At 67.6% G+C, this 25,915-nt stretch carries 26 protein-coding genes and 1 tRNA gene; 23 read left to right on the top strand and 4 right to left on the bottom strand.

The annotated features are described in order from the left end of the window. Window positions 1-231 precede the first annotated feature (231 nt). Window positions 232-672: a very short patch repair endonuclease gene (locus IE97_RS40850; protein WP_199809841.1), complete on the bottom strand. Its 441-nt coding sequence runs from the start codon at window positions 670-672 to the stop codon at window positions 232-234. 277 nt (window positions 673-949) lie between these two features. Here IE97_RS40850 and IE97_RS40855 point away from each other — a divergent pair, with 277 nt between their 5' ends. Beyond that, entirely contained in the window at window positions 950-2,197 is a 1,248-nt protein-coding gene (locus IE97_RS40855; protein WP_158708350.1) for a DNA cytosine methyltransferase, read from the top strand. Then, window positions 2,194-3,585, top strand: coding sequence for a hypothetical protein (locus IE97_RS0128065; RefSeq protein WP_158708351.1), 1,392 nt, complete (start codon window positions 2,194-2,196; stop codon window positions 3,583-3,585). The genes IE97_RS40855 and IE97_RS0128065 overlap by 4 nt, the downstream gene beginning before the upstream one ends. A 389-nt stretch (window positions 3,586-3,974) precedes the next feature. Here IE97_RS0128065 and IE97_RS0128070 read toward each other — a convergent pair whose 3' ends face one another. Beyond that, complete coding sequence (locus IE97_RS0128070; RefSeq protein WP_078603420.1) at window positions 3,975-5,072, bottom strand: DUF1152 domain-containing protein; 1,098 nt, start codon at window positions 5,070-5,072, stop codon at window positions 3,975-3,977. Between the two features lie 144 nt (window positions 5,073-5,216). On the opposite strand from IE97_RS0128070, the gene IE97_RS0128075 reads away from it, so the two are divergent. The 14 genes from IE97_RS0128075 to IE97_RS0128140 all read left to right on the top strand — a co-directional run bounded on the left by IE97_RS0128075 (window position 5,217) and on the right by IE97_RS0128140 (window position 14,928). After that, complete coding sequence (locus tag IE97_RS0128075) at window positions 5,217-5,957, top strand: GntR family transcriptional regulator (protein WP_030246350.1); 741 nt, start codon at window positions 5,217-5,219, stop codon at window positions 5,955-5,957. A gap of 273 nt (window positions 5,958-6,230) precedes the next feature. Beyond that, complete coding sequence (locus tag IE97_RS0128080) at window positions 6,231-6,671, top strand: ATP-binding protein (protein WP_030246352.1); 441 nt, start codon at window positions 6,231-6,233, stop codon at window positions 6,669-6,671. Window positions 6,672-6,757: 86 nt separating this feature from the next. Next, window positions 6,758-7,486, top strand: a complete 729-nt coding sequence (locus IE97_RS0128085) for a GntR family transcriptional regulator (protein WP_030246355.1) — start codon at window positions 6,758-6,760, stop codon at window positions 7,484-7,486. Between the two features lie 132 nt (window positions 7,487-7,618). Continuing rightward, on the top strand, window positions 7,619-7,969 hold the full coding sequence (locus tag IE97_RS0128090) for a hypothetical protein (protein WP_030246357.1): 351 nt from the start codon (window positions 7,619-7,621) through the stop codon (window positions 7,967-7,969). Window positions 7,970-7,974: 5 nt separating this feature from the next. Beyond that, window positions 7,975-9,348 (top strand): FtsK/SpoIIIE domain-containing protein, encoded by a 1,374-nt coding sequence (locus IE97_RS0128095; protein ID WP_030246358.1) that lies wholly within the window; start codon window positions 7,975-7,977, stop codon window positions 9,346-9,348. 81 nt (window positions 9,349-9,429) lie between these two features. Continuing rightward, entirely contained in the window at window positions 9,430-10,086 is a 657-nt protein-coding gene (locus tag IE97_RS0128100) for a DUF2637 domain-containing protein (RefSeq protein WP_030246361.1), read from the top strand. Window positions 10,087-10,104: 18 nt separating this feature from the next. Then, complete coding sequence (locus tag IE97_RS0128105; RefSeq protein WP_030246363.1) at window positions 10,105-10,296, top strand: hypothetical protein; 192 nt, start codon at window positions 10,105-10,107, stop codon at window positions 10,294-10,296. Further along, window positions 10,296-10,487 (top strand): mobile element transfer protein, encoded by a 192-nt coding sequence (locus tag IE97_RS0128110; protein ID WP_030246367.1) that lies wholly within the window; start codon window positions 10,296-10,298, stop codon window positions 10,485-10,487. The genes IE97_RS0128105 and IE97_RS0128110 overlap by 1 nt, the downstream gene beginning before the upstream one ends. Before the next feature lie 9 nt (window positions 10,488-10,496). Then, window positions 10,497-10,691 carry a hypothetical protein gene (locus IE97_RS0128115; protein ID WP_030246370.1) on the top strand — a complete coding sequence of 65 codons (195 nt, stop codon included), beginning with the start codon at window positions 10,497-10,499 and terminating at the stop codon, window positions 10,689-10,691. A gap of 26 nt (window positions 10,692-10,717) precedes the next feature. Next, a complete protein-coding gene (locus IE97_RS0128120; protein WP_030246374.1) occupies window positions 10,718-10,975 on the top strand; it encodes a hypothetical protein in 258 nt (85 codons plus the stop codon). Between the two features lie 131 nt (window positions 10,976-11,106). Then, a complete protein-coding gene (locus IE97_RS0128125; RefSeq protein ID WP_030246377.1) occupies window positions 11,107-12,426 on the top strand; it encodes a replication initiator in 1,320 nt (439 codons plus the stop codon). Further along, a complete protein-coding gene (locus IE97_RS0128130; protein ID WP_030246378.1) occupies window positions 12,402-12,596 on the top strand; it encodes a helix-turn-helix transcriptional regulator in 195 nt (64 codons plus the stop codon). The genes IE97_RS0128125 and IE97_RS0128130 overlap by 25 nt, the downstream gene beginning before the upstream one ends. Then, complete coding sequence (locus IE97_RS0128135) at window positions 12,593-13,966, top strand: tyrosine-type recombinase/integrase (protein WP_030246380.1); 1,374 nt, start codon at window positions 12,593-12,595, stop codon at window positions 13,964-13,966. Before IE97_RS0128130 ends, IE97_RS0128135 begins: the two co-directional genes overlap by 4 nt. A 107-nt stretch (window positions 13,967-14,073) precedes the next feature. Further along, window positions 14,074-14,928, top strand: a complete 855-nt coding sequence (locus IE97_RS0128140; protein ID WP_106975449.1) for a nuclease-related domain-containing protein — start codon at window positions 14,074-14,076, stop codon at window positions 14,926-14,928. Between the two features lie 43 nt (window positions 14,929-14,971). Here the strand turns inward: IE97_RS0128140 and IE97_RS0128145 are convergent, their stop codons facing one another. Together IE97_RS0128145 and IE97_RS0128150 are read right to left on the bottom strand one after the other, a co-directional pair. Next, window positions 14,972-15,721, bottom strand: a complete 750-nt coding sequence (locus IE97_RS0128145; protein WP_030246385.1) for a hypothetical protein — start codon at window positions 15,719-15,721, stop codon at window positions 14,972-14,974. Window positions 15,722-15,973: 252 nt separating this feature from the next. Beyond that, window positions 15,974-16,045 (bottom strand) — tRNA-Arg (locus IE97_RS0128150). A gap of 193 nt (window positions 16,046-16,238) precedes the next feature. On the opposite strand from IE97_RS0128150, the gene IE97_RS0128155 reads away from it, so the two are divergent. From IE97_RS0128155 to rho, 7 genes are all read left to right on the top strand, one after another. After that, on the top strand, window positions 16,239-16,715 hold the full coding sequence (locus tag IE97_RS0128155) for a response regulator (protein ID WP_037844917.1): 477 nt from the start codon (window positions 16,239-16,241) through the stop codon (window positions 16,713-16,715). A gap of 152 nt (window positions 16,716-16,867) precedes the next feature. Further along, entirely contained in the window at window positions 16,868-17,929 is a 1,062-nt protein-coding gene (gene nrtL, locus IE97_RS0128160; RefSeq protein ID WP_030246393.1) for an ArgS-related anticodon-binding protein NrtL, read from the top strand. A gap of 14 nt (window positions 17,930-17,943) precedes the next feature. Then, a complete protein-coding gene (gene lysA / locus IE97_RS0128165) occupies window positions 17,944-19,335 on the top strand; it encodes a diaminopimelate decarboxylase (RefSeq protein WP_030246395.1) in 1,392 nt (463 codons plus the stop codon). A gap of 159 nt (window positions 19,336-19,494) precedes the next feature. After that, complete coding sequence (locus IE97_RS0128170) at window positions 19,495-20,787, top strand: homoserine dehydrogenase (RefSeq protein ID WP_030246398.1); 1,293 nt, start codon at window positions 19,495-19,497, stop codon at window positions 20,785-20,787. A gap of 6 nt (window positions 20,788-20,793) precedes the next feature. Beyond that, window positions 20,794-21,852 carry a threonine synthase gene (thrC, locus tag IE97_RS0128175; RefSeq protein ID WP_030246400.1) on the top strand — a complete coding sequence of 353 codons (1,059 nt, stop codon included), beginning with the start codon at window positions 20,794-20,796 and terminating at the stop codon, window positions 21,850-21,852. Between the two features lie 372 nt (window positions 21,853-22,224). Beyond that, window positions 22,225-23,163: a homoserine kinase gene (gene thrB / locus IE97_RS0128180; protein WP_030246402.1), complete on the top strand. Its 939-nt coding sequence runs from the start codon at window positions 22,225-22,227 to the stop codon at window positions 23,161-23,163. Between the two features lie 402 nt (window positions 23,164-23,565). Further along, a complete protein-coding gene (rho, locus tag IE97_RS0128185; RefSeq protein WP_030246405.1) occupies window positions 23,566-25,617 on the top strand; it encodes a transcription termination factor Rho in 2,052 nt (683 codons plus the stop codon). Window positions 25,618-25,915 lie beyond the last annotated feature (298 nt).

Genomic DNA, 25,915 nt, shown 5'->3' on the forward strand with positions numbered 1-25,915 from the left:
CCCTCTCAGACTCTGAGGTGCTGATCAGTCTGCTTCCGGAAACCCACACGGTTCTCGTCGGTCGACGGGCTCGGCTGCGGTGCACTGCTGCAACAGTTCCGGAGGCCGCTTGGCTCTCCTGTGTTCCAGCAGGTCACAGCCTCATATGCAACTCGCCAGCCGGACTCTGTCCGCGGGTGGTCCGCGGCTAGCGGGTAGCGCTCTGGCAAAGCACGCTGGTTCTGCCACTGGTCAGTGCGGTCCGTTACTTCGGGCACGAACGGACTGGGCTATCAACTGGGCTGCCTGGACGGGGTCCTCGTGTTCCCACACGCGGATAGTGAGCCAGCCGGCGGCAGCAAGCTGCGCGTCCGTGTCGCGGTCGCGGTCTTGGTTCCCGCGAATCTTGTTAGACCAGTACGCCGAATGAGTAAGGGGGGTGCTGTGATGCTTGGGGCAGCCGTGCCAGAAGCAGCCGTCTAGGAAGACAGCGACCCTAGCGCGGGAGAACACCAGATCGGCTGTGCGCCGCAGACTCGGCAGAGGCCGCTTGCACACTCGGTAACGCAAACCCAGGGCATGGACTGCCCTCCTCAGGGCCATCTCGGGGTGCGAGTCACGGCTGCGGTTGGCGCGCATCGTTGAGCGTGCCGCGTCGCTCGATGCCCATGAAGGGCGTGGGGACGTGACCATGCAGCCACCGTAGCCCTGGCTACGTGCGGGCTACAGGGTCCGCGGGCCCATGGCGGGGCGATTGCCAGGAGTGCAGCCTGCGTAACTCACCCGGAGTGGGGATGATTCGACAGTGCGAGTGAAGACGTAGGCCAGGTGGCTCCTTGTTCCGGCGTGCGTGCCGCTTGCCCAACTACTGAAACAGGCTGGGCTGGTGTGAGAGGATGCGTGATCGACCGTGCCGACACGCCCCATGCTGACAGCTCGAACGAGGCTTTACGATACTCAAAGGTACATAGTGATCACTCAGCGTCGCAGCTCTGCCAAGCAACTCAACGTCCTCCCTGGAGGTGGGGCGCTTCAGAGTAAAAGCTTCATTGAGTTTTTTGCGGGTATTGGGCTTATCCACGAAGCCTTGTCTCCCCTTGGTTGGCATTGCTCGCTAGCCAACGACAATGACCCGCGTAAGGTTGCAGCTTACAAGGCGAATTATCCGGACGTTCCCTTCTCCGATGCCGACATTCGCGATATCCCTGCGTCTAGCCTGCCTCACGCTCTTCTGGCGACGGCATCCTTCCCCTGTATTGACCTTAGTCAGGCGGGAGGGAGGCGCGGGATCGAAGCCGAGCATAGCGGCATTGTATGGTCTTTTCTCGAACATGTTTCCGACCTGATCACTCAAGGGAAAGCTCCGCAGTTCCTTCTTCTGGAGAATGTAGTCGGCCTTCTGACGCTCCATGAAGGGCGCAGCATCGATCTCCTTCTTACTGAGATTGCGAAGCTCGGCTATTCATTCGATCTTATCCAGGTGGACGCTCAACACTTCACGCCCCAGACGCGTAACCGTGTCTTCGTCGTCGCAGTGCGTGATGCCAGCCTTGCGGTAGGCGTCGAGATGCCAGATACCCACATCCGACGCTACAAGGTTCGTCAAGTCTTTGAGCGTAATAGGGATCTGCCGTGGGCATTCTTTGATTTTCCCTCTCTGCCTGAGAGAGAGATCTCGCTGCAGGATGTGATTGAAGAGATCCCATCTGGTGATCGTCGCTGGTGGGATGCAGAGCGAATGGATTACTTCTGGTCGCATCTGGAGCATGACCATAAGCCGCGATTGATGGACTTGATGAATTCCGGGGCAGACGTCTACTTGACTGCAACTCGGAGAGGTCGTCGTAGAGGCCTCCGCGAACAGATCATCAATATTCGGTGGGACGGTCTTGCGGCTTGCCTGCGGACGCCGAAGGGCGGGTCGTCGATTCAGTTCATTGTCCGACTTCGAAACGGCACAGCGCAGGTTAGGAAGATCACGGGCATTGAGAGTGCACGGCTCCAGGGCGTTGCGCTGCCGAATATGTCGCCGAACTTTGTGATTCCTGACGGAGAGCAGTCGGCTCTATACGCCTTTGGCGATGCTGTCTGCGTGCCAGCTGTGCGCTGGGTCGTAAAAAACAGTATCGAGAAGTTCCTTGCTGAGGGGGCGGCGGCACTTCTGAGGCCGGCCAGCTCCTCGGCTCAGCTTGAGCTGGACTTTGGAGCCATTGCGTGACACTGAATTTTCCAGACTTCGCTGATTCTTCCAAAAAGGACAAGATTGCGGATCTGCTACGCCTGGCAGATACCGATCTCCTGAATAACGACTACGTTGACGTTAGACGCGCAAGTCAATTGCTGGGAGTTTTGATCAACTCATATAAAGAGTTGATCCAGGAGGGTCAGCATCTGAACGACCCATTCCTGGAGAAAGCCTTCAGGGAGGACTCGCTTTTTCAGCTGGCGCTCTCGGCGGCATTCGACTTGGTCTCGAACGCAGAGTATCTGCACGGTCGAGTGGTCAACGCAAAATGGATTTATTGCAACCGCTCGCGGGAGAGTCCCAAAGCTTATTATTCCTTCCTTAAGCAATGTCCGCACTGTTGTATCGAAGTCGGCCTTGGGCCCAGACTTAATGGCGCGCAGCATAAGCCCACGAGTCACCACATTGGCGAAATCACTACTGTGGTCTCTGTCTTGCTTCTCCAGATGATCGCAGCGGCGAACGATGAACCTTTCGCCGTCGCTACCATCACAAAGCAGTCGCACGATGTCGATGCCATCGGCTATCGAGACGATCTTCTCCTGTTGTTCGAAATAAAAGCATCGCCGATGGTCACCTTCCCTCTTGTTGTGGACTTGCCGGAGGCTCTGCTTACAGATGCATCCGGTGAGCCCCGGGAGTACGGCCAGCACTCCTTGGTTGATATGAACTTGGCCGGCGTGTCTCTTAACCTTGCAGTGCCTCATCGCGGTTGGTCAGTCCCGCTCGGCGAGAAGACTGCTGCAGACTGGCCGTACGTGCCTATGATTGAGCACTTCCGGCGACCGGATAAATTCCGTGAGTACCTGGCTGCCTGGATAGAGTTGTATGAGGCGTACAGTACGCCGAAGGTTCAGCGACAAGGGCGGGCTATACGGTTGGCCTATCTCGTCAATGGTTGGGGTGACGAGATCGATTCGAATAAAACCAAACCCGGCTTGGGGCGCACTGACGACATTAAAAAGGGAACTTACCAATTGGTAAAGTTCGGCTCTTACTACCGGGATGATTCCTCTGCCCTTAAGGTTCGTGGGGCCCTTGTTGCCAACCTGGATCCGGTGTCTTTGAGGTCCGGTTATATTGACGGCCTCATCGACATTCGGTGGGGTCAAGGCGCGGACTTCACGCCAGATGGTGAGCATTACAGGATCCACAAGGACAGGCTCAAATATCTCTACGACGCCATCTTCGCGTTCAATCGGCCCACCTTGAATGATCCGACTTTGCAGACCGCCTTGGACCTGAAGGCGGTGGCGGCATGCTTGCAGGCTGGACGGCTGGACGAATTCCTCAGGCGATGGACTGCAGAGGGGCCAGAAGCGGTCGTCGACGAGGTCGCTTCGGGAGAGATGTTGTGGTGACGAACATTTCTTGAGGGGATCACTCTTGATGTTCACGGTGCGGGAGTTGCGCGGTGCCGCGACGAGGTCGGCGGAGCGACTTTGGGCAGGAGCTGCCATGGGGCGAGTGATCATGGCCCCGTAAGCTTCCGGCGCGTCGGGCAGTCTGTGGACCTGCCCGTTAAGGCACGACGTTGGGGCCATGATCTTCGAGGCTCGCCCCATGGTGGCTGCCTAAAGTCGTGGAGCCGACCGCCCCAGCCACAGAGGGTGTCTCCCTCTTCTTGCCCGCAGTCGCCGAGCGCGCCGCCGGGCGCGGCCAGCCGGGGCGAAGACAGGAGGCAGGCCGCGCCGCAGAGGCGGCGCGCGCCCGCGCCGTGCGCGGGCACTTGAACCCGTGAAGAAGGTTGTTACTCAGTAGGGACTGTGATGCGCCACAAGGGAGCGTCGTACTGTTTCGGACGGCTGCTGATGAGCAGCTGGCGCAGGTCCTCGCGCAAGGAGCCGTTGAGGTTCAGGGCCTCGGTGATGCGGCGGAACGTCGTGTGGGTGACTCCGCGGCTGCGCGCCTCGGCTTCGAACTGGTCGAGCTGGGACAGTGAGGCTTCTGGGTCGAGTTGTACCGGTGGCTGGTCCTTAAGCCATGTGGCCTTGTTGCGCTCGTAGTCGATTTCCGAGTAGCCGCAGATTTCGCGGCTGTACGCCTCGACCTCGTCCAGGGTGGCGGTCGTCAGGATGGCGCGGGCCAACTGGTTGCGGGTGAGCGCCTCGTCTAGGTCGACCTCATGGACCGTCGGTCCCTCGTCGGCGAGGGGGACAGGGAGGCCGGCGTCTCGCATCTCGCAGGTGCCGCGTACGCCTCGGGCTGTCGCTGCGAGCATGCCGGTTGCCTCGGAGGGGTGCCATTCCAGGACCGAGCTGATCGGCTCGACGTCCTTCGCGGTGAGGGTGTGGATGAGCGGGCCGAGCATGCCGCGCAGTTCGTCGAGAGGGAGTTCGCCATCAAGGCCGGGGCCCGCCACCAACAGGCGGACGGGAGCGTTCACCTGGCAGCACGCAGCGAGTGTGACGGCGTCGGCAAGTGGGCTCTTCAGCGTTGGCTCGTCGCCGCGGGCGAGGATGTCACCGCCCACGTCCAGGAGGTCGATCGACTCTGGTGACAAGTGGTCCACCAGCTCTTCGAGTTGGCGGGTGACGCCCTCGACCCCGTGGCGCGGATCGATCAGCGCGAACGTGTGCCGGAGCTCTGCTGCAAGCCGGGGGAGAGTCGAGCCTGCCGGAGCGACCGGGCGGGCCTCGGCCGGCACTGCCCAGACTGCTGGGGTGAGGGGCTGGAGGCCGGTGAAGTTGTCCGGTCCTCGGGGACCCGGAACCGGGTCGATCAGGAGGCGGTCCCACGCGTACGTGAGGATCACCGCCTGGTCCTCGTCGCCGTAGAGGGCGGCGTGAATCATTGCGGCGGCGACTGCGTCGCCCCCTCCTCCTGCTGCGACGATCAACCGCGTCATGCGGATCAGCCTACGGGGTGGGGGGTTGACCACTCACTCTATAGTGGCTAAAGGCCATAGCCACTTTTATCGAGAAGCAGGCCTCAGCTCGGTAGCGGGGTGCCCGACTACTCGCCTGGGGCTCGCCTTGGGTGAGGAGGACTGATGCCGCAGATCGAGGAGGCTCAGCCGAAGTATCTCCAGATCGCGCACTACATCCGTGATCAGATTCTTCGGGGTGACCTGCGACCGGGCGACGAGGTGCCGTCCGAACGGCAGTTGGCGGCGGACTGGAAGGTGTCCCGGCCCACGGCCGCGCGGTCGTTGGAGGCGCTGAGTCATCAAGGGCTTGTCGAGAAGCGTCAGGGGTCGGGCACGTACGTGCGGAGCCTCGAAGTCAACCGGCGGGCTCGGGAGTTGTACGGGCGAGCTCGGCAGACCGGGAAGATCTACACGCCGGGTGAGTATGCCGTGATCACCTCTGCCGGTTGGCTGGAGGCGCCGGATCACGTGGCTGAGGCCCTGGGCCTGGTCAAGGACTGTCGGGCGGTGCACCGGCGGCGGGTGACCAACAACCAGGACGGCCCGATCACGCTGTCCACGTCGTGGTTCGCTCCGGATGTCGGTCAGCGTGCGCCGAAGCTTCTGGAGCCGGAGCGGATCCAAGAGGGGACGTTGCTGTACGTCGAGAACATGACCGGTCGGCAGGGGAGTTACGCGGAAGATCGCATGTGCGCGCGTGCGGCGACTGAGGAAGAGGCCGAGGACCTTCAACTTGCCGCCGGCTCTGCCGTGCTGATCGTGCACCACGTCGTCTTCGACCTCCAGGACCGGCCGTTGGAGTTCGCTGAGGCTACCTACCCGCCGCATCGTTGGGCGTTCGAGCAGGGCTACCCCCTCACCTGAGGGGGCCAGTTGCGCCGAATCGCTTGCGTGCTCAAGTGGCTAATGCCACTATCCAGAAAGTGGCTAAGGCCACTTACTGGGAGGAGGCGCGGTGTGACGAGTCAGCGGCCGGATCAGGGCACGCACTTACCTTGCCGGGTTGCCGGGGGCGCGGTTGGAAGCGCGTCGACTCGCGGACGACCCTGGCGCTTGCCGCCGCTGCCGACCGCGCCCGCGCCACATCGAAGCGGCGCTGCCTCGACTGCGACGGCAGCGGCAGGAAGTGAGCACCCGATGGCCTACATGATCGACCGCTACCCGTCAGAGGAATCACCGCGTCTCGGTGCGATGACCTTGCACCCCGTCGCTGAGTCTGTGCCGCGGGCTCGGCGCTGGTTCCGCAAGTTCATCGCCCCGTACAACCCAGCCTGCGCCGTCGACGACTGCGTGCTGATGATCTCGGAGCTAGTCACCAACGCCATCGCTTACGGCCGGTTGGACGAACCCTGGCTCGTACGGGTTGAGTGGTTCCGTGAGGGGACCTCGCTCCGGGTCGACGTGCACAACCCCGGCTTTCCGGCGAACGTGCGACTGAGGCATCCCGACGCCAACGACTCCCACGGGCGCGGACTGCTCCTGGTCGACTCGCTGGCCGAGTCGTGGCACGCCGCACCGAGCCGCTTCGGCGGAACCGTCGTCTCCTTCCTGGTGGCCGATGCCTGGCCCGGAAGGTAAGAGTTCGCTCCGCTTCTATTTCGATAATCGAAGATTCGCTAGTCTGGTTGACCAGCTGACTTGGCCAATCTCGACAGGCGGCGTTCATGGCGTATGAAGTGGAGCCACCGAAGTACGTGCGCCTCGCGCAGACGATCCAGCGTCGCATCGAGGACGGCACGTACCCGCCTGGCACTCGGGTGCCCAGCGAGAACCAGTTGGTGCAGTCCTTCGGGATGTCCCGCCCCACCGTCGTGCGGGCGCTGGAACTGCTGAAGCGTGATGGCTGGCTGGAGTCCCGACAGGGATTCGGCACGATCGTGCGAGGCCGCCCGGCTGTCGTCGAGCAGAAGGACCGCCGGGGGAGTGAGACGCTCACACGCGATGAGTCGCAAGCGGCGGGCCGGTTGGTCGAAGTCGGTTACGTCCCTGTTCCGGCGCGAGTCGCATCCGTCCTCGGGCTGCCCAAGCGGGCCAAGATTCTCATGCGCCGGTTCCTGGCGGAGGAGGATGGCGAACCGGTGGAGCTGGTGTCGTCCTACTTCCCCGCCGGCCTGGTCGAAGGTACGGAACTGGAGAGCGCCGACGTGCTGGTAGGGGGCACCCGCGCACACCTGGAGACGCGCAAGAAGGTCCGCTTCGACCATGTGACGGAACGGGTTTCGGCACGTCTGCCGGAGCCCTCCGAAGCGGAGCTTCTGGATCTCCCTGAGGGGGTTCCGGTCCTCAGTGTCCTGGTCGTCGCGTGTGACGCTTCCGGGCAGGCGCTGCAAGTCTCCGACGTGCTGCTTCCCGCCGACCGGCAGGAACTGGAAGACACCTACCGTCTGAACTGAGCCCGATGGGCGGCCCGTTCGCCGCCGCTCCATCTCGATTCGCACTTGACAAGTCAACTTGGCATCTCTAGCTTCGAACTTGCTAAGTCAACTTGTCAGGTGGCGAGTTGATCGACTCAAGAGGAGAAATCTGTGCGTGTGATCCGTATTGATGCCTCGGCCGCCACGATCCTGCTCACCGAAGCGCCGGCGCCGAAGGTGCGCGACCGGCAGACCGGTGAGATCGCCAAGGACGCCGTGAGTGGTGAGGCGCTGATGACGGTCGGCGTCGTCTACATCGACGAGGGTGAGTCGTCGCTTATCCAGGTGACCGTTCCTGAGAGCGGTGTGACGGACGGACTGACCGTGGGGGCCCCGGTAGCGCTGCCGGGGCTCATCGCCCGGCCGTGGGAGAGCGTGTTCAACGGGCAGCAGCGGCATGGCATCGCCTACCGGGCGACCGCCGTTGCTCCCGGCGCCCTCCCGATGGAGCAGGCGGGCTGATCGTCGTGACAGACCTGGTGACGTGGGCCGAGCTGGGCGGGGCGCTCGCTGCTTTAGGCGGCGCGGCCTACGCCCGGCATGCCCATCCCGCGGCGTACTGGTCCACGGTTCGGCTGCCCCTTTCGGTGGCCCGGCTGCTGGCCTCGTACACGTCCACGATGGACGCGTGTGGCCTGACAGTCGAGCCGCCCCGGTGGCGGGCCCTGGCCGTCAAGGCCACGACTCGCCGTGAGGTCCGGCCGGTGCCTCCTCGCCGAGGCATGATCCGGCCCACCTCGACCGGTCTGCGGCTTCGACTGCGACTTGCTCCGGGCCAGGAACCAGCGGACGTGGCGGCCTCGGCCGAACGGCTCCGGCACGCCTGGGGCGTTCACGCCGTGTACGTGCGGGACGTCAAGCCCGGTGTCGTGGAACTGCGGCTCGTCGGCTTCGACGTCCTGCGGAAGGTGCGGATGCCTCGCCGGACTGAGGCTGGTCCGCTCCGCGTGCCGGTGGCTCTGCGGGAGGACGCAACCGCCTTCGTACGGGACTACCGGGCCGTACCCCACGAACTCGTGCTCGGCGCCACGCTGTCCGGCAAGTCCATGTTCCTGCGGAACCTGCTCGCCGGCCTGGCCGCCCAGCCGGTCGTCCTGGTCGGGATCGACTGCAAGCGCGGTGTGGAGCTGGCGCCGTTCGCTCCTCGGCTCTCGGCGCTGGCGACCGACCCGGAGCAGGCGTCCGATCTGCTGCCCGCGCTCGTCAAGGAAATGGAGGACCGATACGACCTGATCAAAGCACGGCAGGGCATCGCGCCCGGCACCCCGGATGAGCTGATCACCTCGGACGTCTGGGGCCTGCCGGAGGACGAACGCCCGGCTCCCATCGTGCTGTTCGTCGACGAAGTGGCAGAACTCTTCCTCGTCGCCACAAGGAAGGAGGAGGAGCGACGAGACGAGATGGTCACCCAGCTCATCCGGCTCGCTCAGCTCGGCCGCGCGGCCGGCATCTATCTGGAGATCTGCGGGCAGCGCTTCGGGGCCGAACTGGGCAAGGGAGCGACCATGCTCCGGGCTCAGCTCACCGGCCGTGTCTGCCATCGGGTGAACGACGAAGCGTCCGCAAAGATGGCGCTCGGTGACATCGCCCCCGAGGCTGTTATGGCCTCCTGCGCCATAGCGGCCGAGTTGCCCGGCCTCGCCGTCGTCGGCGACACGTCCGGCGGCTGGTCCCGCATCCGCACCCCTCACCTGTCCCTCGCCGACGCTGCGGCCACTTGCCGCGAGACGGCGCACCTCGCCCCAGACGTTCCGGCGCTCGCGCCGTTCCGGCCTCACGTTCCACCCATGCCGGTGAAGGAGTCCGGCCCCCTGGCCACTCCTCGGCCCATCACCGAGTAGCCAACCCCGCTCCGACCGTCGGCGCGGCCGTCCCGCGCCAAGTCCCTACCCCACCCATGCCCGGAACTGGAAGGAGTGGCCGTGCGTGCCTTGCCCGTCCGTGTGGACGCCGTGCTCGTTCAAGCGGTGATCGCCGCCGCGCTGTCCTTCGCTCACCTGCATGACCTGGCGCTCGCTGCCGGACAGGACGGCTGGAAGGCGTGGGCCTATCCGGTCTCCGTCGACCTGCTGTTGGTGGCGGCCTGGCGTCGCCTGCGCTCCGGTGAGGCGAAAACCGCCGGGTGGTGCTGGTTCCTCGTCGCACTGACGGCATCCCTCGGCGCCAACGTCGCCACCGCCGGACTGCTCGACCTGGAGGACGTACCGGCCTGGCTCCGCATCCTCGTCGCCGGATGGCCCGCGGTCGCCTTCCTCGGCGGCACGCTGCTCGCTCACGGAGCAATGAATCCCAGCGCGGATCCGGCGACGGCACCAGAACCACCTTCGACGGCACAGGCGCCGGAACCGACCGCCACAGACGTCGAGCCGCCCACGGTTGCGCCCGAGCTACCGGCCGCTGCACCAGATTCGGCTTCACCGCCTCCGTCCCCGGTACCGCCCGCGCTCGTCACTCTCGCCCGGAAGGTCGCCGACGAACACCGCGCCCGGACCGGAACCGACATCGACACCTCGACCCTTCGCGCCCGGCTCGGTGTCCCGATGCCGCTCGCCGAAGCCATCACCACCCAACTCACCTGATCCGGAGGACTTTCCCCCTTGCGCCCGTCCACGCTCCGCGCGCTGAAGCGCGCCGCCGAGCTGACTCGACAGAACCGCCTGACCGAAGCCGTGCTGATCGCCGAGCCGGTGATCCTCGCCGCCGACAGCTACGAGGGCGACGAGATCTTGCGCTGGCTGGCCGACCACGTCACCGACTTCACCGGCGAGTCCTACAAGGAGATGCCCTGATGCCCGCCAACCGCCGTTTCCGCCGCGTCGTCCGCATCGGCCCCGTCCAGGTTGCCACGTACTACGACGGCCGGGGCCGCGAGAAGCACACCGCCGCCTGCACGGCTCCGCGCTGCGGCTTCGCCACCGACTACGACAGCCGCGCCGCCGCCGAGCTGGCCGCGCGCACCCACCGCTGCCGCGTCCGCTGAGGAGCTCCCGTGACCGTCTCGCTGCCGCTCGTCTTCGTCCTGGGCGTCATTGCCTGGGCCGCGATCAAGTTCCTCGGCATCCGCCTCTGGGTCGCCGTAGTGATCGCCCTGTTCGGCTTCTGGCTCTCGCACACCATCCTCGCCCCGGCCATCGAGTCCGGCACCCGCTCCGGGGTCGACGTCGTCAACGGCACCCACGAATGACACCCCGACCGACAAGGAGTCCCGCGATGTTCCGCCCCAAGCTGCCCGACACCCCGCACATCCCGAGCATCACCACCCACATCCCGCAGGATCACGCCCCGGCTCCTTCCGCCGGCCGCTCGGTCGCCCCGTTCGTGGGGGTCGGCGCCGGTGCGGTGGCCGCCGTGGTCGTCGTCGGCGTTGTCCTCACCGCGCTCCTGGCGGCGGTCGCCGTCTCGGCCGTGTCCGTGGCCATCGCCGCCGTGGTCCTGCGCTCTCTCGTCACCGGCGCCAACAGGCGCTGACCGGCCGCCGGGGCGGCAACAAGCCGCCAAGCATCCCGCCGCCCCGGGGCCGTCCCTCCCAACCGCCGAAACAGCCGAAAGGAAGACCCATCATCACCCGGCAGACTCCGCCCCCGCTGGCGGAACTCTCCATGCTGGCCTCCCTCGGCACCATGCCCGAGCTGGCCCGCCAACTCTCCGGCCTGGGCGGCTGCACCAACCCCGTGCGCCTCGACGGCCACCGCACCGAGTACGCCGTCGACCGGACGACCGGAGAGATCGGGCGCGTCCTCCACCACCTCGACTCGTCCTCCCTGCCCGCCGGAAGTCTCCTCGTCCGCTGCAACAACCGCCGCGCCACCCGCTGCGCGGCCTGCGCGGAGGTCTACCGCCGAGACACCTTCCACCTGATCACCGCCGGACTCCGCGGCGGCAAGGGCACCGCCGCACAGGTCGGCACACACCCACGCGTCTTCGCCACCCTCACCGCACCGAGCTTCGGTCCGGTCCACAACCGCCCCTCCAACGGGCGGCCCTGCCGCTGCGGTAACCGGTACGACGACACAGACCCGACCCTCGGTACGCCCGTCGACCCGGACACGTACGACTACGAAACGGCTGTCCTCTGGAACGCCCACGCCGGAGCCCTCTGGCGGCGCTTTTCGATCTACCTGCGCCGTGAGATCGCCAAGCGCGCCGGACTCACCCAGCGCGCGTTTCGGCATCACGCACGCCTCTCCTTCGCCAAGGTCGCCGAGTACCAGAAGCGGGGCGCCGTCCACTTCCACGCGGTCATCCGCCTCGACGGCCCGGAGGGCGGCGACACGGCTCCTCCGGCCTGGGCGTCCGCTGAGCTGCTGACCGACGCCATCCAGGCCGCCGTCACCGCCACCCGAGTCAACGGACCGGACGTCGACGGCCGCACCCACACCTTCACCTTCGGCCGCCAACTCGACGTGCGCACCATCCGCTCTGCCGACTTCGACGGCGGCCAGGAGCTGACCGAACGGGCCGTCGCCGCGTACATCGCCAAGTACGCCACCAAAGGCGCCGAGACAGCGACCGGCACCCTGGACCGGCCGATCCGCTTCCTCGCAGAACTGGCACAGGCCCGGATCACCGACCACGCCCGCCGCATGATCCGGACGGCCTGGACCCTCGGCGCCCGCAAGCACCTCGAACACCTCCGCCTGCGCGCCTGGGCCCACATGCTCGGCTTCCGCGGCCACTTCTCCACCAAGTCCCGCCGCTACTCCACCACCCTCGGCGCCCTCCGCGACGCCCGCGCCGAATGGCGCCGCGCCCAAGCCGACACGGTCGCTCCCCAGGACGGCGAAACCACGCTCGTCCTCGCCCACTGGGTCTTCGCCGGAACGGGCCTCAGCACCGGTGAAGCCTGGCTGGCCGCATCCCTCGAACCCGCCCCCGGAACGGAAGGAGAACCGACATGGACGCCCGTCGTGACGAGCTGATGACCGTTCGCCAAGTCCTGGATGAGCTGGGCGGTGTCTCCCGTCGGACGTTCTACCGCTGGCGAGAACTGGGGTACGGGCCAGCCGCATTCAAGCTGCCCAACGGAGAGCTGCGGGTTTGGCGGAGTGACTTCAACACATGGCTGCGACAGCTGGAGGAGGCGGCGTGAAGTCTCTCGACGTAAAGGTCTGGGGCGTCCGCAAGCGGGACACCAAGACGCCCTCGTACGGTGTCCGCTGGTCTGTCGCAGGCGGTGTGTTTTCGGAGTCCTTCCGCACCAAGGCGCTCGCCGACCACTACCGCACGAAGCTCATGCGTGCCATGCGCGACGGCGAGGAGTTCGACACGGAGTCGGGACTTCCGGCCTCAATGGAAGAGAAGAAGTCGGCCGTGTCGTGGTACGCCTTCGCTCTTAGGTACCTCGCCATGAAATGGCCTCATGCCGCCCCCAACACACGGGACGGCATCAATGAAGCCCTCACCAGCGTGACGCTGGAACTCCTCGACGAGCGCGCCGGACGACCATCCGACGAGGAGATCCGCAGAGCATTACGCAACTGGGCCTTCGTGCTGCCGGGGCCCGATGACCGGGAAGTCCCGGACGACGTGCGGAACATTCTCCACTGGGTGTCCAAGGCATCCCGGCCGCTCGCCGATCTCGCTGAAGCGGCCACGGCTCGCACGGTCCTCGACTCGCTGAAGCTCAAGCTCGACGGCACGGCAGCAGCGGCGGAGACCGTGCGGCGCAAGCGTCGGACACTAGTCAACGCCGCGAACTACGCCGTCGACCTGGGGGAGCTGCGGGAGAACCCCATCACTGCTGTCCGCTGGCAGAAGCCGAAGGTGTCCAACCAGGTCGACCCGCGAGTTGTCGCCAATCCGGAGCAGGCACGGAACCTCCTGGCGGCGGTTTCCTACGTGGGCGGGTACCGGCGTGCTCGTGGTCGTCGCCTCGTGGGTCTGTTCGCTGCCATGTACTTCGGTGGCCTGCGGCCGGCGGAAGCGGTCGGACTCGTCGAGACGGACCTGAAGCTTCCCGAGCAGGGCTGGGGCTCGGCGCTGCTCCACCGGACCCGGCCGTCCGTCGGCAAGCAGTGGACCGACTCGGGGGAGACTCATGACGATCGTGGGCTGAAGAACCGGCCGAGCGAGGACGTCAGGCGGGTGCCCATCCCGCCCCACCTCGTCACCGTGCTCCGCGAGCACCTGGCCGCCTTCGGCACGGCGGACGACGGGCGGCTGTTCTTCAGCGAGAAGGGCTCGGTCGTCCCGTCCTCGACCTACTACCGTGTGTGGCAGGAAGCTCGGCTCCTCGCGCTTCCGCCTGCCGTCGCGGCCTCACCGCTCGCGAGTCGACCGTACGACCTCCGGCACTCGGCGCTGTCGACGTGGCTCAACGCCGGTGTCGACCCCACCGAGGTGGCCGAGCGCGCCGGCAACAGCGTGGAGGTCCTGCTGACCCGCTACGCGAAGTGCCTCGACGGACGGCAGGACGTTGCCAACCGGCGTATCGAGGACCTCCTTCGCGAGTACGAGTGAGGCACTCGCACCCCATTGAGGCTCTGGGCATCTTGTCCGGGGCCTCTCTCGTTTTTGAGCCCTACCTGCTGCGATGCTTCGGGCTGAGAGCGGATGAGGGGGGGCTCGTGGAGCTGAAGGTCACGCGCTGGAAGCGGTACGGACATGATCGCGTGTACGCGAATCTGCCTGATGGCGTCGCGGTCGGCTGGGCGGACGTGAAGACGGGGAGCATCACCGTCTTGGTCGCTGAGTATCGCGACGACGTGATCGCCGTGCTGACACACCACTTACGGGATAGCCCCGAGCCGGTCTTGCCGCAGAGGGCACCTGAAGCTGAAGACGGCCCGATGCTGCCGCCTCTGACGCCGGCCGACGACCTGGCCACCAACCGTCCCGGTGAATCCCTCCGCGACCTGCTCGACAAATCCGGCCCGGGGCTGATCGAGCGAGTGGTCTCACGGCTCCTGCGGCGCCCTACCGAGTGGGACTCATGGCATAAGGGACTGGCGGGGGAGAGGCGAGTTGGAGCCGAGCTGAACCGCTTGGAGCGTCACGGATGGCGGGTCCTGCATTCCATCCCCCTGGCCAATCGCGTGGATGTCGATCACCTGCTGATCGGGCCGGGCGGGGTGTTCAGCATCAATACGAAGCACCACCACGACAAGGCCGTATGGGTCGGCGACGATGCCGTGAAGGTCAATCACGGAAAACCGGCGCCCTACGCACGCAAGAGCCGGGCGGAGGCCAAGCGTGTAGTCCAGGTGCTTGAGCACTACTGCGATTTTCCCGTACCGGTTGAGCCCGTACTCGTCTTCGTCGGCGTCACCGATCTCCAAGTGGTCGCCACGCAACTCAGTGTCCGGGTGTACCAGGAGCGCCAAGTGGCGGCTCTGGCACCCCTCTCCGGAGTACTGACGGGCGAGCAAGTCGAGCAGGTGTACAGCGTCGCTCGCCATCGACAGGCTTGGAGCCAAGCCTGAGCCAGCCCGTCTCAGCGAGGTCAGTCATCCTCGCGGAAGTGGTTCACCCGTTCCAGCGGGTTGCAATGACATCCGCGACGCTGAAGACATCGTCGCACTCGGGGCATTGCGCCTTACCGAAAAGATAGGTCAACTTGACCGCGACATCGGCCTGGTTGTCGGCGAGCGCGCGACTGTGCAGTCTTTGGGCAAGTCCCTCCAGCGCCGAGGAGTCTGCAGGCTGAAGAGGGATCTTCTTTGCCGCGGTCTCGTTCATGTACATGCTGTCGGTAGTCGAGAAGCAGCCGTACTCACCGAAGGCTATGAAGTTCTCGGCGCTACACGAGGGACAGGGAACTTCGTACTCGTCGTCGTTCAGGCCGTCGAGCTGTTCGCCCCACACATCAACGCCTTCGAAGCTGAGGAGTGCGGCGAGCAAGTAGACGTAAGTTCCGGGGTCATCGCCGAGGCCCGGATCTCGAAGGGCTTCCTCGGTCAGTTGCAGTAGGTCGGACATCTCCGCGGCATAGGCAACGTGTGGATCTTGCTCGCCGTGTGGCTGGTCAGTGCTGGCCGCGATGGCGCCCGCCAGCAACAGCGGCCCTTGTCTGTCCGCGGGCGACCACCGGCGCGCCATGTCTCGTAGGGCCGGCAAGGTCGCGTGGCTCGCCGAGTAGACGGTGCCCTGATGGCACAGCCGGGACCAGAGCTCGCTCCAGCCTGAGTCACTCGGATCCTGGCTCACTGCGTCGAGCAGACCCGGAATGTCTTCTGCCGTGCCGTAGGCGTGGTGGAGCTGCGACCAGTCCGTCATGCCAGCGATCTAAGCAGTCGGGTGCCGCAGACTTCGCAGCTGGGGGTGCATCAGTAGCCCTGTCTCGAGCGCAAGCCAAGCCTGGGTCGGAAAGCAGTCGGCGACCTGCGGCGATGCTCCAAGATCCCGTCCACGCCTCGTCCACAGCCCTCGACATACAGCCGCTCCGACCGGCACACGCCTGCACATACGCGAAGACCCCGGCCTCAGCGTTTCCGCTGGTGACGGGGTCTTTGGGCACCTCATACAGGGTGCCCCCGGCAGGATTCGAACCTGCGCACACGGCTCCGGAGGCCGTTGCTCTATCCCCTGAGCTACGGGGGCGTGTCGGTCGCGTTGCTCGCGGCGACGGGTAGAACACTACCAGCTCCCCCGGGGTGGTCATGAACGGGTTTCCGCTGTCGGGGGCGGGTGTGTGGGTCGCCCGTGCAGGGTGGAAGTGGGGAAAACCCGGACGCGGTGGCCGAGGTCGACCTACTCTCGAGTTGTGCCAGGCGCGTCGGGCCGGGTGCTTGTTGTGGACGACAACAAGGTCATCCGGCAGTTGATCAGGGTCAACCTCGAGCTGGAGGGGCTGGAGGTGGTGACCGCGGCCGATGGTGCCGAGTGTCTTGATGTCATCCATCAGGTGCGGCCCGATGTCGTGACCCTCGATGTGGTCATGCCCCGACTGGACGGGCTCCGCACCGCCGCACGCCTGCGGGACGATCCGCGCACCCGTGACGTGCCGCTCGCCATCGTCAGCGCGTGCAGCCGGCACGAGGTCGAGGCCGGGCTTGAGGTGGGTGTCGACGCTTTCCTCGCCAAACCCTTCGAGCCGGCCGAACTCGTCGGCATGGTGCGACAGTTGATCGAGCGGGAGCGGGAGCGGGAGCGGGAGCGGAGTGCAGGGGGGCACGGCCACGGTGGTGGCGCCGCTGCCGGGGGCGCGTCCGTGTTCGGGTCCGTCGTCGGTGCGGAGGAGGCCGAGCGGGCCGGCAGTGCCGGCGGCTGACGGACCAGGTCGAGTGCGCGCTCCGTCGAGAACGGGTGTGTCCGGTCCCGTCCGGCCCGATCACCTCGTTGACGGAGACGACTCGTCCACATCCCGGACCACCACGAAACCGGCTCGCATACCCACCCCCTTCCTCCCATACGCTTGTCCCCGTGACCCCCGTCGAGCTCTCCCGCACCGTGCTGCATGCCGTGCGTCGCGCTGTCGACGAGGGGGAGCTCAGCGTGAGCGTGCCGGAGCGGGCCGTGGTCACCGCGCCGGGGCCCGGGGGCTGTGGTGACTACGCCACCAACATCGCCCTCCAGCTGGCCGGCGCGGCAGGGCAGCCGCCGTTGCGTGTGGCCGAGATTCTGCGGTCGCGTCTCGTGGGTGAGCCGTCCGTCACCGATGTCGTCGTCACGGGACCCGGGTTCCTCAACCTCAGCCTCGCGAGCAGCGCCTCCGCCGGGCTCGTCGACGAGATCTCGCGGTGCGGGTGGCGGTACGGGCACGCCGATGGGCCAAGCGGGGCCGTCGTGCGGCTCCGGTGCCCGGCAGAGGTCCGTGCCGTCGTCGTCGCGGACGCCCTGGCCCGGGTGCTGCGCAGCCAAGGCGACTCCGTGCGGATCAGGTGCGACGGCCGGCCCGAGACGGAGTGGGGATCCCTCCTCGGCGTGGATCTCAGGGACCCCGGAGGGTTCCACGACCTCTCCGACCGGCCCGACCTCGAGGTCACCATCCGCCCCGTCCCCGCCCCCGCCGACCCCCTGCCCCTCGGCCGGGACGCCGCCCGCTGGGCCCTGCTTCACCCCGCCGGTCACGACCGGCCCCACATCACCGGCGACCACCTGGTACAGCGGGAGTCCAACCCCCTCTTCCGTGTCCGGTACGCCCACGCCCGCACCCGGGCCCTCCTGCGCAACGCCGCCGACCTGGGCTTCCACCCCGAGCCCGGCCCCGTGCGGCACAGCGACGCCACAGCGCTGGTCGCCGCACTCGGCGACCACCCCCGCGTCCTTGCCGCCGCCGCCACGCACCGCACCCCCGACCGCCTGGCCCGGCACCTCGTCACCGTCGCCGACGCCACGCTGCCCCTGCTCCCCGCCGTGCTGCCCCTCGGCGAGGAGAAACCCTCGGCCGCCCACCGTGCCCGGCTCGCCCTCGCCGAAGCCGCCGGGACGGTGCTGGCCGGCGGCCTGTCCCTGCTCGGCATCGACGCACCCGACCATCTCTGAGAGAGCACGCAAGAATGAGCCGTTCCGCACACCCCGCCGGGCCCCGTCACGCCGATGTCCTCCCCGAGGGCCACTACTCCGCCCCGCCCGCCGACCTCAACGCCCTGGACCCCAAGGTCTGGGCGCAGACCGTGACGCGTGACGAGGACGGTGTCGTCACCGTCGGCGGGATTCCCGTCACGCGGCTCGCCGAGGAGTTCGGCACCCCCGCCTACATCCTCGACGAGACCGACTTCCGTTCCCGGGCCCGGGCCTGGCGGAACGCCTTCGGCCAGGACGCCGACGTGTTCTACGCCGGCAAGGCGTTCCTCTCCCGCGCCGTCGTGCGCTGGCTGCACGAGGAAGGGCTGAACGTCGACGTCTGCTCCGGTGGCGAGCTGGCCACCGCCCTGTCCGCGGGCATGCCCGCCGAGCGCATCGCCTTCCACGGCAACAACAAGTCCGTCGACGAGATCACCCGGGCCGTCGAGGCCGGTGTGGGTCACATCGTGCTCGACTCCTTCCAGGAGATCGCCCGCGTCGCCCACATCGCGCAGAGCCTCGGGAAGCGGCAGAAGGCCCTGATCCGGATCACGGTCGGCGTCGAGGCCCACACCCACGAGTTCATCGCCACGGCCCACGAGGACCAGAAGTTCGGCATCCCGCTGGCCGGTGGGCAGGCCGCCGAGGCCGTACGCCGTGCGCTGAAGCTGGACGGTCTGGAGCTCGTCGGTATCCACAGCCACATCGGGTCGCAGATCTTCGACATGTCCGGGTTCGAGGTCGCCGCCCACCGGGTGGTCGGGCTGCTGAAGGACGTCCGTGACGAGCACGGCGTCGAACTGCCCGAGATCGACCTCGGGGGCGGGCTCGGGATCGCGTACACGAGTGACGACGACCCGCGTGAGCCGCACGAGATCGCCAAGGCGCTCAGCGAGATCGTCACCAGGGAGTGCGAGATCGCCAAGCTGCGCACGCCCCGCATCTCCGTCGAGCCCGGCCGCGCCATCGTCGGACCGACCGCCTTCACGCTCTACGAGGTCGGCACCGTCAAGCCCCTCGACGGACTGCGGACGTACGTCTCCGTCGACGGCGGCATGTCGGACAACATCCGCACCGCGCTGTACGACGCGGAGTACAGCGTCGCGCTGGTCTCCCGCACCTCCGACGCCGAGCCGATGCTCGCCCGGGTCGTCGGCAAGCACTGCGAGAGCGGGGACATCGTGGTCAAGGACGCGTTCCTGCCGGCCGACCTGGCACCGGGTGACCTCCTCGCCGTGCCGGCCACGGGTGCGTACTGCCGGTCCATGGCCAGCAACTACAACCACGTGCTGCGGCCTCCGGTCGTCGCCGTGAGTGACGGCGAGGCCCGGGTGATCGTTCGCCGGGAGACCGAGGAGGACCTGCTGCGTCTCGACGTCGGCTGAGCCGGACCGGCGGAGGGAACGACAGCGGGGCGGAAGATCTCCTGTCTTCCGCCCCCGTACAAATGAAATAGATATCTCACGATCCGGACGAAGGGCAGAAACTCCCGTCCGGTGAGTGAGACTGTTGCAACCGTAGACGGTAAGAGGAAACGAGGTCGGATGATGCGTACGCGTCCGCTGAAGGTGGCGCTGCTGGGCTGTGGAGTGGTCGGCTCAGAGGTGGCGCGCATCATGACGACGCACGCCGACGACCTCACGGCCCGGATCGGGGCCCCGGTGGAGCTCGCGGGCGTGGCCGTGCGGCGGCCCGACAGGGTGCGTGAGGGCATCGCCCCCGAACTCGTCACCACCGACGCCACCGCCCTCGTCAAACGCGGTGACATCGACGTGGTGGTGGAGGTGATCGGCGGCATCGAGCCCGCGCGGACCCTCATCACCACCGCCTTCGAGCACGGCGCCTCCGTCGTCTCCGCCAACAAGGCGCTGCTCGCCCAGGACGGTGCCACCCTGCACGCCGCCGCCGCGGAGCACGACAAGGACCTCTACTACGAGGCCGCCGTCGCCGGTGCCATCCCGCTGATCCGGCCGCTGCGCGAGTCCCTCGCCGGCGACAAGATCAACCGGGTGATGGGCATCGTCAACGGAACCACCAACTTCATCCTCGACAAGATGGACTCCACCGGGGCCGGGTACCAGGAGGCCCTCGACGAGGCCACCGCCCTGGGATACGCGGAGGCCGACCCGACCGCCGACGTCGAGGGCTTCGACGCCGCCGCCAAGGCCGCCATCCTCGCCGGCATCGCCTTCCACACCCGCGTGCGCCTCGACGACGTCTACCGCGAGGGCATGACCGAGGTCACCGCGGCCGACTTCGCCTCCGCCAAGGAGATGGGCTGCACCATCAAGCTGCTCGCCATCTGCGAGCGGGCCGAGGACGGCGGGTCCGTCACCGCGCGCGTGCACCCCGCCATGATCCCGCTGAGCCACCCGCTGGCCTCCGTGCGCGGCGCCTACAACGCCGTGTTCGTCGAGTCCGACGCCGCCGGGCAGCTCATGTTCTACGGGCCCGGGGCGGGCGGTTCCCCGACGGCGTCCGCCGTGCTCGGCGACCTCGTCGCGGTCTGCCGCAACCGGATCGGCGGCGCGACCGGACCGGGCGAGTCCGCCTACGCGGCCCTGCCGGTGTCGCCCATGGGCGACGTGGTCACGCGCTACCACATCAGCCTCGACGTGGCCGACAAACCGGGTGTTCTCGCCCAGGTCGCGACCGTCTTCGCCGAGCACGGAGTCTCGATCGATACGGTTCGCCAGTCGGGGAAGGACGGCGAGGCCTCTCTCGTCGTCGTCACGCACCGTGCGTCCGACGCCGCCCTCACCGGGACCGTCGAGGCGTTGCGCAAGCTCGACACCGTGCGTGGTGTCGCCAGCATCATGCGGGTTGAAGGAGAGTAACCAGCAATGACCCACCAGTGGCGCGGAATCATCGAGGAGTACCGGGACCGGCTGCCGGTATCCGACACCACGCCGGTCGTGACGCTCCGCGAGGGCGGTACGCCGCTCGTGCCCGCGCAGGTGCTCTCCGAGCGCACGGGCTGCGAGGTCCACCTCAAGGTGGAGGGCGCGAACCCGACCGGTTCCTTCAAGGACCGCGGTATGACCATGGCCATCACGCGGGCCAAGGAGGAGGGTGCGAAGGCGGTCATCTGCGCCTCCACCGGCAACACCTCGGCCTCCGCCGCCGCGTACGCGGTGCGGGCCGGGATGGTCTGCGCCGTGCTCGTGCCGCAGGGCAAGATCGCGCTCGGCAAGATGGGCCAGGCCCTCGTGCACGGCGCGAAGATCCTCCAGGTGGACGGCAACTTCGACGACTGCCTCACGCTCGCGCGCGGCCTCAGCGACAACTACCCCGTGGCGCTGGTCAATTCGGTCAACCCGGTACGTATCGAGGGTCAGAAGACGGCCGCGTTCGAGATCGTGGACATGCTCGGCGACGCGCCCGACATCCACGTCCTGCCGGTGGGCAACGCGGGCAACATCACGGCCTATTGGAAGGGCTACAAGGAGTACGCCGCCGATGGGGTCGCCTCCCGGACCCCCCGGATGTGGGGCTTCCAGGCCTCCGGCAGTGCCCCGATCGTGCGCGGCGAGATCGTCAAGGACCCGTCGACCATCGCCACCGCCATCCGTATCGGCAACCCGGCCTCGTGGCAGTACGCGCTCGCGGCGCGGGACGAATCGGGCGGTTTCATCGACGAGGTGACGGACCGTGAGATTCTGCGCGCCTACCGGCTGTTGGCCTCGCAGGAGGGCGTCTTCGTCGAGCCCGCGTCCGCCGCGTCGGTCGCCGGCCTGCTGAAGGCCGCCGAGCAGGGCAAGGTCGACCCGGGGCAGCGGATCGTGTGCACCGTCACGGGCAACGGGCTGAAGGACCCCGACTGGGCCGTCGCCGGCGCCCCGCAGCCGGTCACCGTCCCGGTCGACTCGGCCGCCGCGGCGGCGCGTCTGGGCCTCGCCTGAGGGGCGCCCCTGGGGCGTCTCCAACCGTCCTGACGTGCGCCGACGCGCCGAGCGCCGGTGTAAGGCCCGGCACGGTCCGGCGCAAGACGGCGCTTGCCCTGGGGGCTTCCCTGCGGGGGGTGCACAGGGGGCTTACGACACGCATCGTGCGCCTCCTGTGCGCCCTATGTCGCCACAGAACCTTCCTTCGATAGGCTGTACTGAACCCGCCCGCCGCATATGCCTCCGCACGGAGCGCGGTGCCGCGCCGTCTCCGCGGCCGGACAGCCGCCGGCCACCCCGGCCGGCAGCGGCCCCAGGGTTCTCGTACGCCATCGAATGTCCGTCCCACGTCATTCGACCATCACGCAGCTCAAGGAGAGTCATCGAGCGATGGCCGGTCCAGCGTTCCGCGCCGCCGCCGTCCGGGTGCGCGTCCCCGCCACTAGCGCCAACCTCGGCCCGGGCTTCGACGCCTTCGGCCTCGCGCTGGGCTTGTACGACGACGTGGTCGTCCGGGTGGCCGACTCCGGGCTGCACATCGACATCGCGGGCGAGGGCAGCGAGACCCTCCCGCGCGACGAGCAGCACCTCCTCGTCCGTTCCCTGCGCACCGCCTTCGACCTGCTCGGCGGACAGCCGCGCGGCCTGGAGATCGTCTGCGCCAACCGCATTCCGCACGGCCGGGGCCTCGGCTCCTCCTCGGCCGCCATCTGCGCCGGAATCGTCGCCGCCCGCGCCGTGACCATAGGCGCGGAGGCCAAGCTCGACGACACCGCGCTGCTGGAGCTCGCCACCGAGATCGAGGGTCATCCCGACAACGTCGCCGCGTGCCTTCTGGGCGGCTTCACCCTGTCCTGGATGGAGGGCGGCGCGGCCCGCGCGATCAGGATGGACCCCGCCGATTCCATCGTTCCGGTGGTTTTCGTGCCCGGAAAGCCGGTACTCACCGAGACGGCGCGCGGCCTGCTCCCGCGCACCGTCCCGCACGTCGACGCAGCCGCCAACGCGGGCCGGGCCGCCCTGCTCGTCGAGGCCCTGACACGCCGCCCCGAGCTGCTGCTGCCCGCCACCGAGGACCGGCTGCACCAGGAGTACCGCGCCCCGGCCATGCCCGAGAGCACCGCCCTGGTGGAGCGGCTGCGGTCCGAGGGCGTACCCGCGGTCATCTCCGGCGCCGGACCGACGGTCATGGCGCTGGCCGACGAGGCCACCGCCGACAAGGTGGAGGCCCTGGCGGGCGCGGACTGGGCGGCGAACCGGCTGCGCCTCGATCAGCAGGGCGCGAGCGTGCTTCCGCTCGCGACGTCCGGCGAGTCCAGCGACATCTAGAAGCACACGGTTGCCGGATTTGGAGAGGGGGAATGTTTGTTGGATCCGGTAGTGTTAACCTCAAGTCTGCACCCGACCCCACCATGGCGAGGTGCCTCGTGTCCCCGTCCGGGACAGACATTCTTCCGGGAGCCCCCCAAACCGCACTGTGTTCCGTACGTAGGACCGTACGGCGTACACGGACACTGAGCGGGGCGCAGGGCACGCTCCGGGACCGGTGCGACCACGCCACGTGACACTGACACTGGGTGCCACGGCATAAGGAAGCGCCATCACCAGATTCCTCCGCCGCTTAGGCGGACCACCGCCCCGGCACGGTTCACACCACACGAACCGAAGCCGGACAGCACAACCGGTCGCCGAGCCAGACAGGCCGACGTCCGCTCCAGGGAAGGACCCTTCGTGAGCGACACCACCGATCTGATGGGCGCACGTGTCGAGGAGACAGCTGCCGCGCCCGCCACGGACGCCTCCGCGCCTGCCACCGGTGCCGGCTCCCGGCGGCGCCGCGGTACCGGCCTCGAGGGCATGGTGCTGGCCGAGCTGCAGCAGGTCGCATCCGGCCTCGGTATCAGGGGCACCGCGCGGATGCGCAAGAGCCAGCTGATCGAGGTCATCAAGGAGGCGCAGGCGTCCGGCGGCGCCGCTCCGGCGGCGAAGGCCGACGCCCCCGCCGAGACCAAGCCGAAGCGCCGCGCCACCTCCCGCGCCCGTACGGGCGACAACGCGGAGAAGGCCGACAAGAAGGCTGACGCGAAGCAGCCCTCCGAGGCCCCCGCCGCGAAGGCCGAGAAGGCCACGGCGCAGCAGCAGATCGAGATCCCCGGCCAGCCGTCCCCCAAGGTCTCGGCTCCGGTCGACCAGGGCGGCGCCCCCACCGACGACGCTCCTTCCGAGCGCCGCCGTCGCCGTGCCACCGCCGACGCCGGATCCCCGGCTTCCGCTCCCGAGACGGTCGCCGCCGAGGCGAAGAACGAGTCCAAGGGCGACGCGTCCGCGCAGCAGCAGTCGCAGCAGCAGTCCCAGAACGACGCCAAGTCCGACTCCGGTGACGGCGGCGAGGGCCGGCGTCGCGACCGCCGTGACCGCGGCCGGGACCGCGACCGCCGCGGCAAGGGCGACGACCAGCAGGGCGGCGGCCGCCAGGACCGCGGCGGCCAGCAGAACCAGCAGGGCGGCGGCCGCCAGGACCGTGGCGGCCAGCAGGACGACGACGACTTCGAGGGCGGCCGGCGTGGCCGTCGTGGCCGTTACCGCGACCGCCGTGGCCGTCGTGGCCGCGACGACGTGCAGGAGCCGCAGATCGCCGAGGACGACGTCCTGATCCCCGTCGCGGGCATCCTCGACATCCTCGACAACTACGCCTTCATCCGCACGTCCGGCTACCTGCCCGGCCCGAACGACGTGTACGTCTCCCTCGCCCAGGTCCGCAAGAACGGCCTGCGCAAGGGCGACCACATCACCGGTGCCGTGCGCCAGCCCAAGGAGGGCGAGCGCCGCGAGAAGTTCAACGCGCTGGTGCGCCTGGACTCCGTCAACGGCATGGCCCCCGAACACGGCCGTGGCCGCCCGGAGTTCAACAAGCTCACCCCGCTCTACCCGCAGGACCGGCTCCGTCTGGAGACCGACCCGGGCGTGCTCACCACCCGCATCATCGACCTGGTCTCGCCGATCGGTAAGGGCCAGCGCGGTCTGATCGTGGCCCCGCCGAAGACCGGTAAGACCATGATCATGCAGGCGATCGCCAACGCGATCACGCACAACAACCCCGAGTGCCACCTGATGGTCGTCCTCGTCGACGAGCGTCCGGAAGAGGTCACCGACATGCAGCGGTCGGTCAAGGGCGAGGTCATCTCCTCGACCTTCGACCGCCCGGCCGAGGACCACACGACGGTCGCCGAGCTCGCCATCGAGCGCGCCAAGCGGCTGGTCGAACTCGGCCACGACGTGGTCGTCCTGCTGGACTCCATCACGCGTCTGGGCCGTGCCTACAACCTGGCCGCGCCCGCCTCCGGCCGCATCCTCTCCGGTGGTGTCGACTCGACCGCGCTGTACCCGCCGAAGCGCTTCTTCGGTGCCGCGCGGAACATCGAGGACGGTGGCTCGCTCACCATCTTGGCCACGGCTCTCGTGGACACCGGGTCCCGCATGGACGAGGTGATCTTCGAGGAGTTCAAGGGCACCGGCAACATGGAGCTCAAGCTCGACCGGAAGCTCGCGGACAAGCGCATCTTCCCGGCCGTGGACGTCGACGCGTCCGGCACCCGCAAGGAAGAGATCCTGCTCGGTGGCGAGGAGCTCGCCGTCGTGTGGAAGCTGCGCCGAGTGCTGCACGCGCTCGACCAGCAGCAGGCGATCGAGCTGCTGCTCGACAAGATGAAGCAGACGAAGTCGAACGTCGAGTTCCTGATGCAGATCCAGAAGACCACCCCGACGCCGGGCAACGGCGACTGAGGCAGGACTCTGCGCGAGAGGGCCGCTCCCCGAACGGGGGCGGCCCTTCGTGCTGTTCGTGTGCGGGTCGGGGCCCCGCTCCGGCAAGGCCACCGGCGAGATCTTCGCCACAAGAAGGTCCGTCCGCACCGATTTCGAGCAGTACGGCATCTTCGGCTGAAATCGCAGGTGAGCGGCGTACGCCCCGCTACGTCCGAACACGGACCGTGTCCACCGCCGTACGCGGTGGGCACAGTCCGTTGTGCAACCCTTTCCCGAGTTTCTCCGTCTGACCAGGCGGAGTGACGATGGTGCCAGG

The organism is Streptomyces sp. NRRL S-455 (genome assembly GCF_000717875.1).
In the GTDB taxonomy this organism is placed as follows: Bacteria; Actinomycetota; Actinomycetes; order Streptomycetales; family Streptomycetaceae; genus Streptomyces.

Bases quoted from the DNA above. Each gene is read 5' to 3' on its own strand.
- IE97_RS0128070 (WP_078603420.1), bottom strand. From the start codon at position 5,072: ATGACGCGGTTGATCGTCGCAGCAGGAGGAGGGGGCGACGCAGTCGCC.
- lysA (WP_030246395.1), top strand. From the start codon at position 17,944: ATGAGCCGTTCCGCACACCCCGCCGGGCCCCGTCACGCCGATGTCCTC.
- IE97_RS0128110 (WP_030246367.1), top strand. From the start codon at position 10,296: ATGCCCGCCAACCGCCGTTTCCGCCGCGTCGTCCGCATCGGCCCCGTC.
- IE97_RS0128075 (WP_030246350.1), top strand. From the start codon at position 5,217: ATGCCGCAGATCGAGGAGGCTCAGCCGAAGTATCTCCAGATCGCGCAC.
- IE97_RS0128080 (WP_030246352.1), top strand. From the start codon at position 6,231: ATGGCCTACATGATCGACCGCTACCCGTCAGAGGAATCACCGCGTCTC.
- IE97_RS40850 (WP_199809841.1), bottom strand. From the start codon at position 672: ATGGTCACGTCCCCACGCCCTTCATGGGCATCGAGCGACGCGGCACGC.
- IE97_RS0128120 (WP_030246374.1), top strand. From the start codon at position 10,718: ATGTTCCGCCCCAAGCTGCCCGACACCCCGCACATCCCGAGCATCACC.
- IE97_RS0128085 (WP_030246355.1), top strand. From the start codon at position 6,758: ATGGCGTATGAAGTGGAGCCACCGAAGTACGTGCGCCTCGCGCAGACG.
- thrC (WP_030246400.1), top strand. From the start codon at position 20,794: ATGACCCACCAGTGGCGCGGAATCATCGAGGAGTACCGGGACCGGCTG.
- IE97_RS0128130 (WP_030246378.1), top strand. From the start codon at position 12,402: ATGGACGCCCGTCGTGACGAGCTGATGACCGTTCGCCAAGTCCTGGAT.
- thrB (WP_030246402.1), top strand. From the start codon at position 22,225: ATGGCCGGTCCAGCGTTCCGCGCCGCCGCCGTCCGGGTGCGCGTCCCC.
- IE97_RS0128125 (WP_030246377.1), top strand. From the start codon at position 11,107: ATGCTGGCCTCCCTCGGCACCATGCCCGAGCTGGCCCGCCAACTCTCC.
- IE97_RS0128145 (WP_030246385.1), bottom strand. From the start codon at position 15,721: ATGACGGACTGGTCGCAGCTCCACCACGCCTACGGCACGGCAGAAGAC.
- IE97_RS0128170 (WP_030246398.1), top strand. From the start codon at position 19,495: ATGATGCGTACGCGTCCGCTGAAGGTGGCGCTGCTGGGCTGTGGAGTG.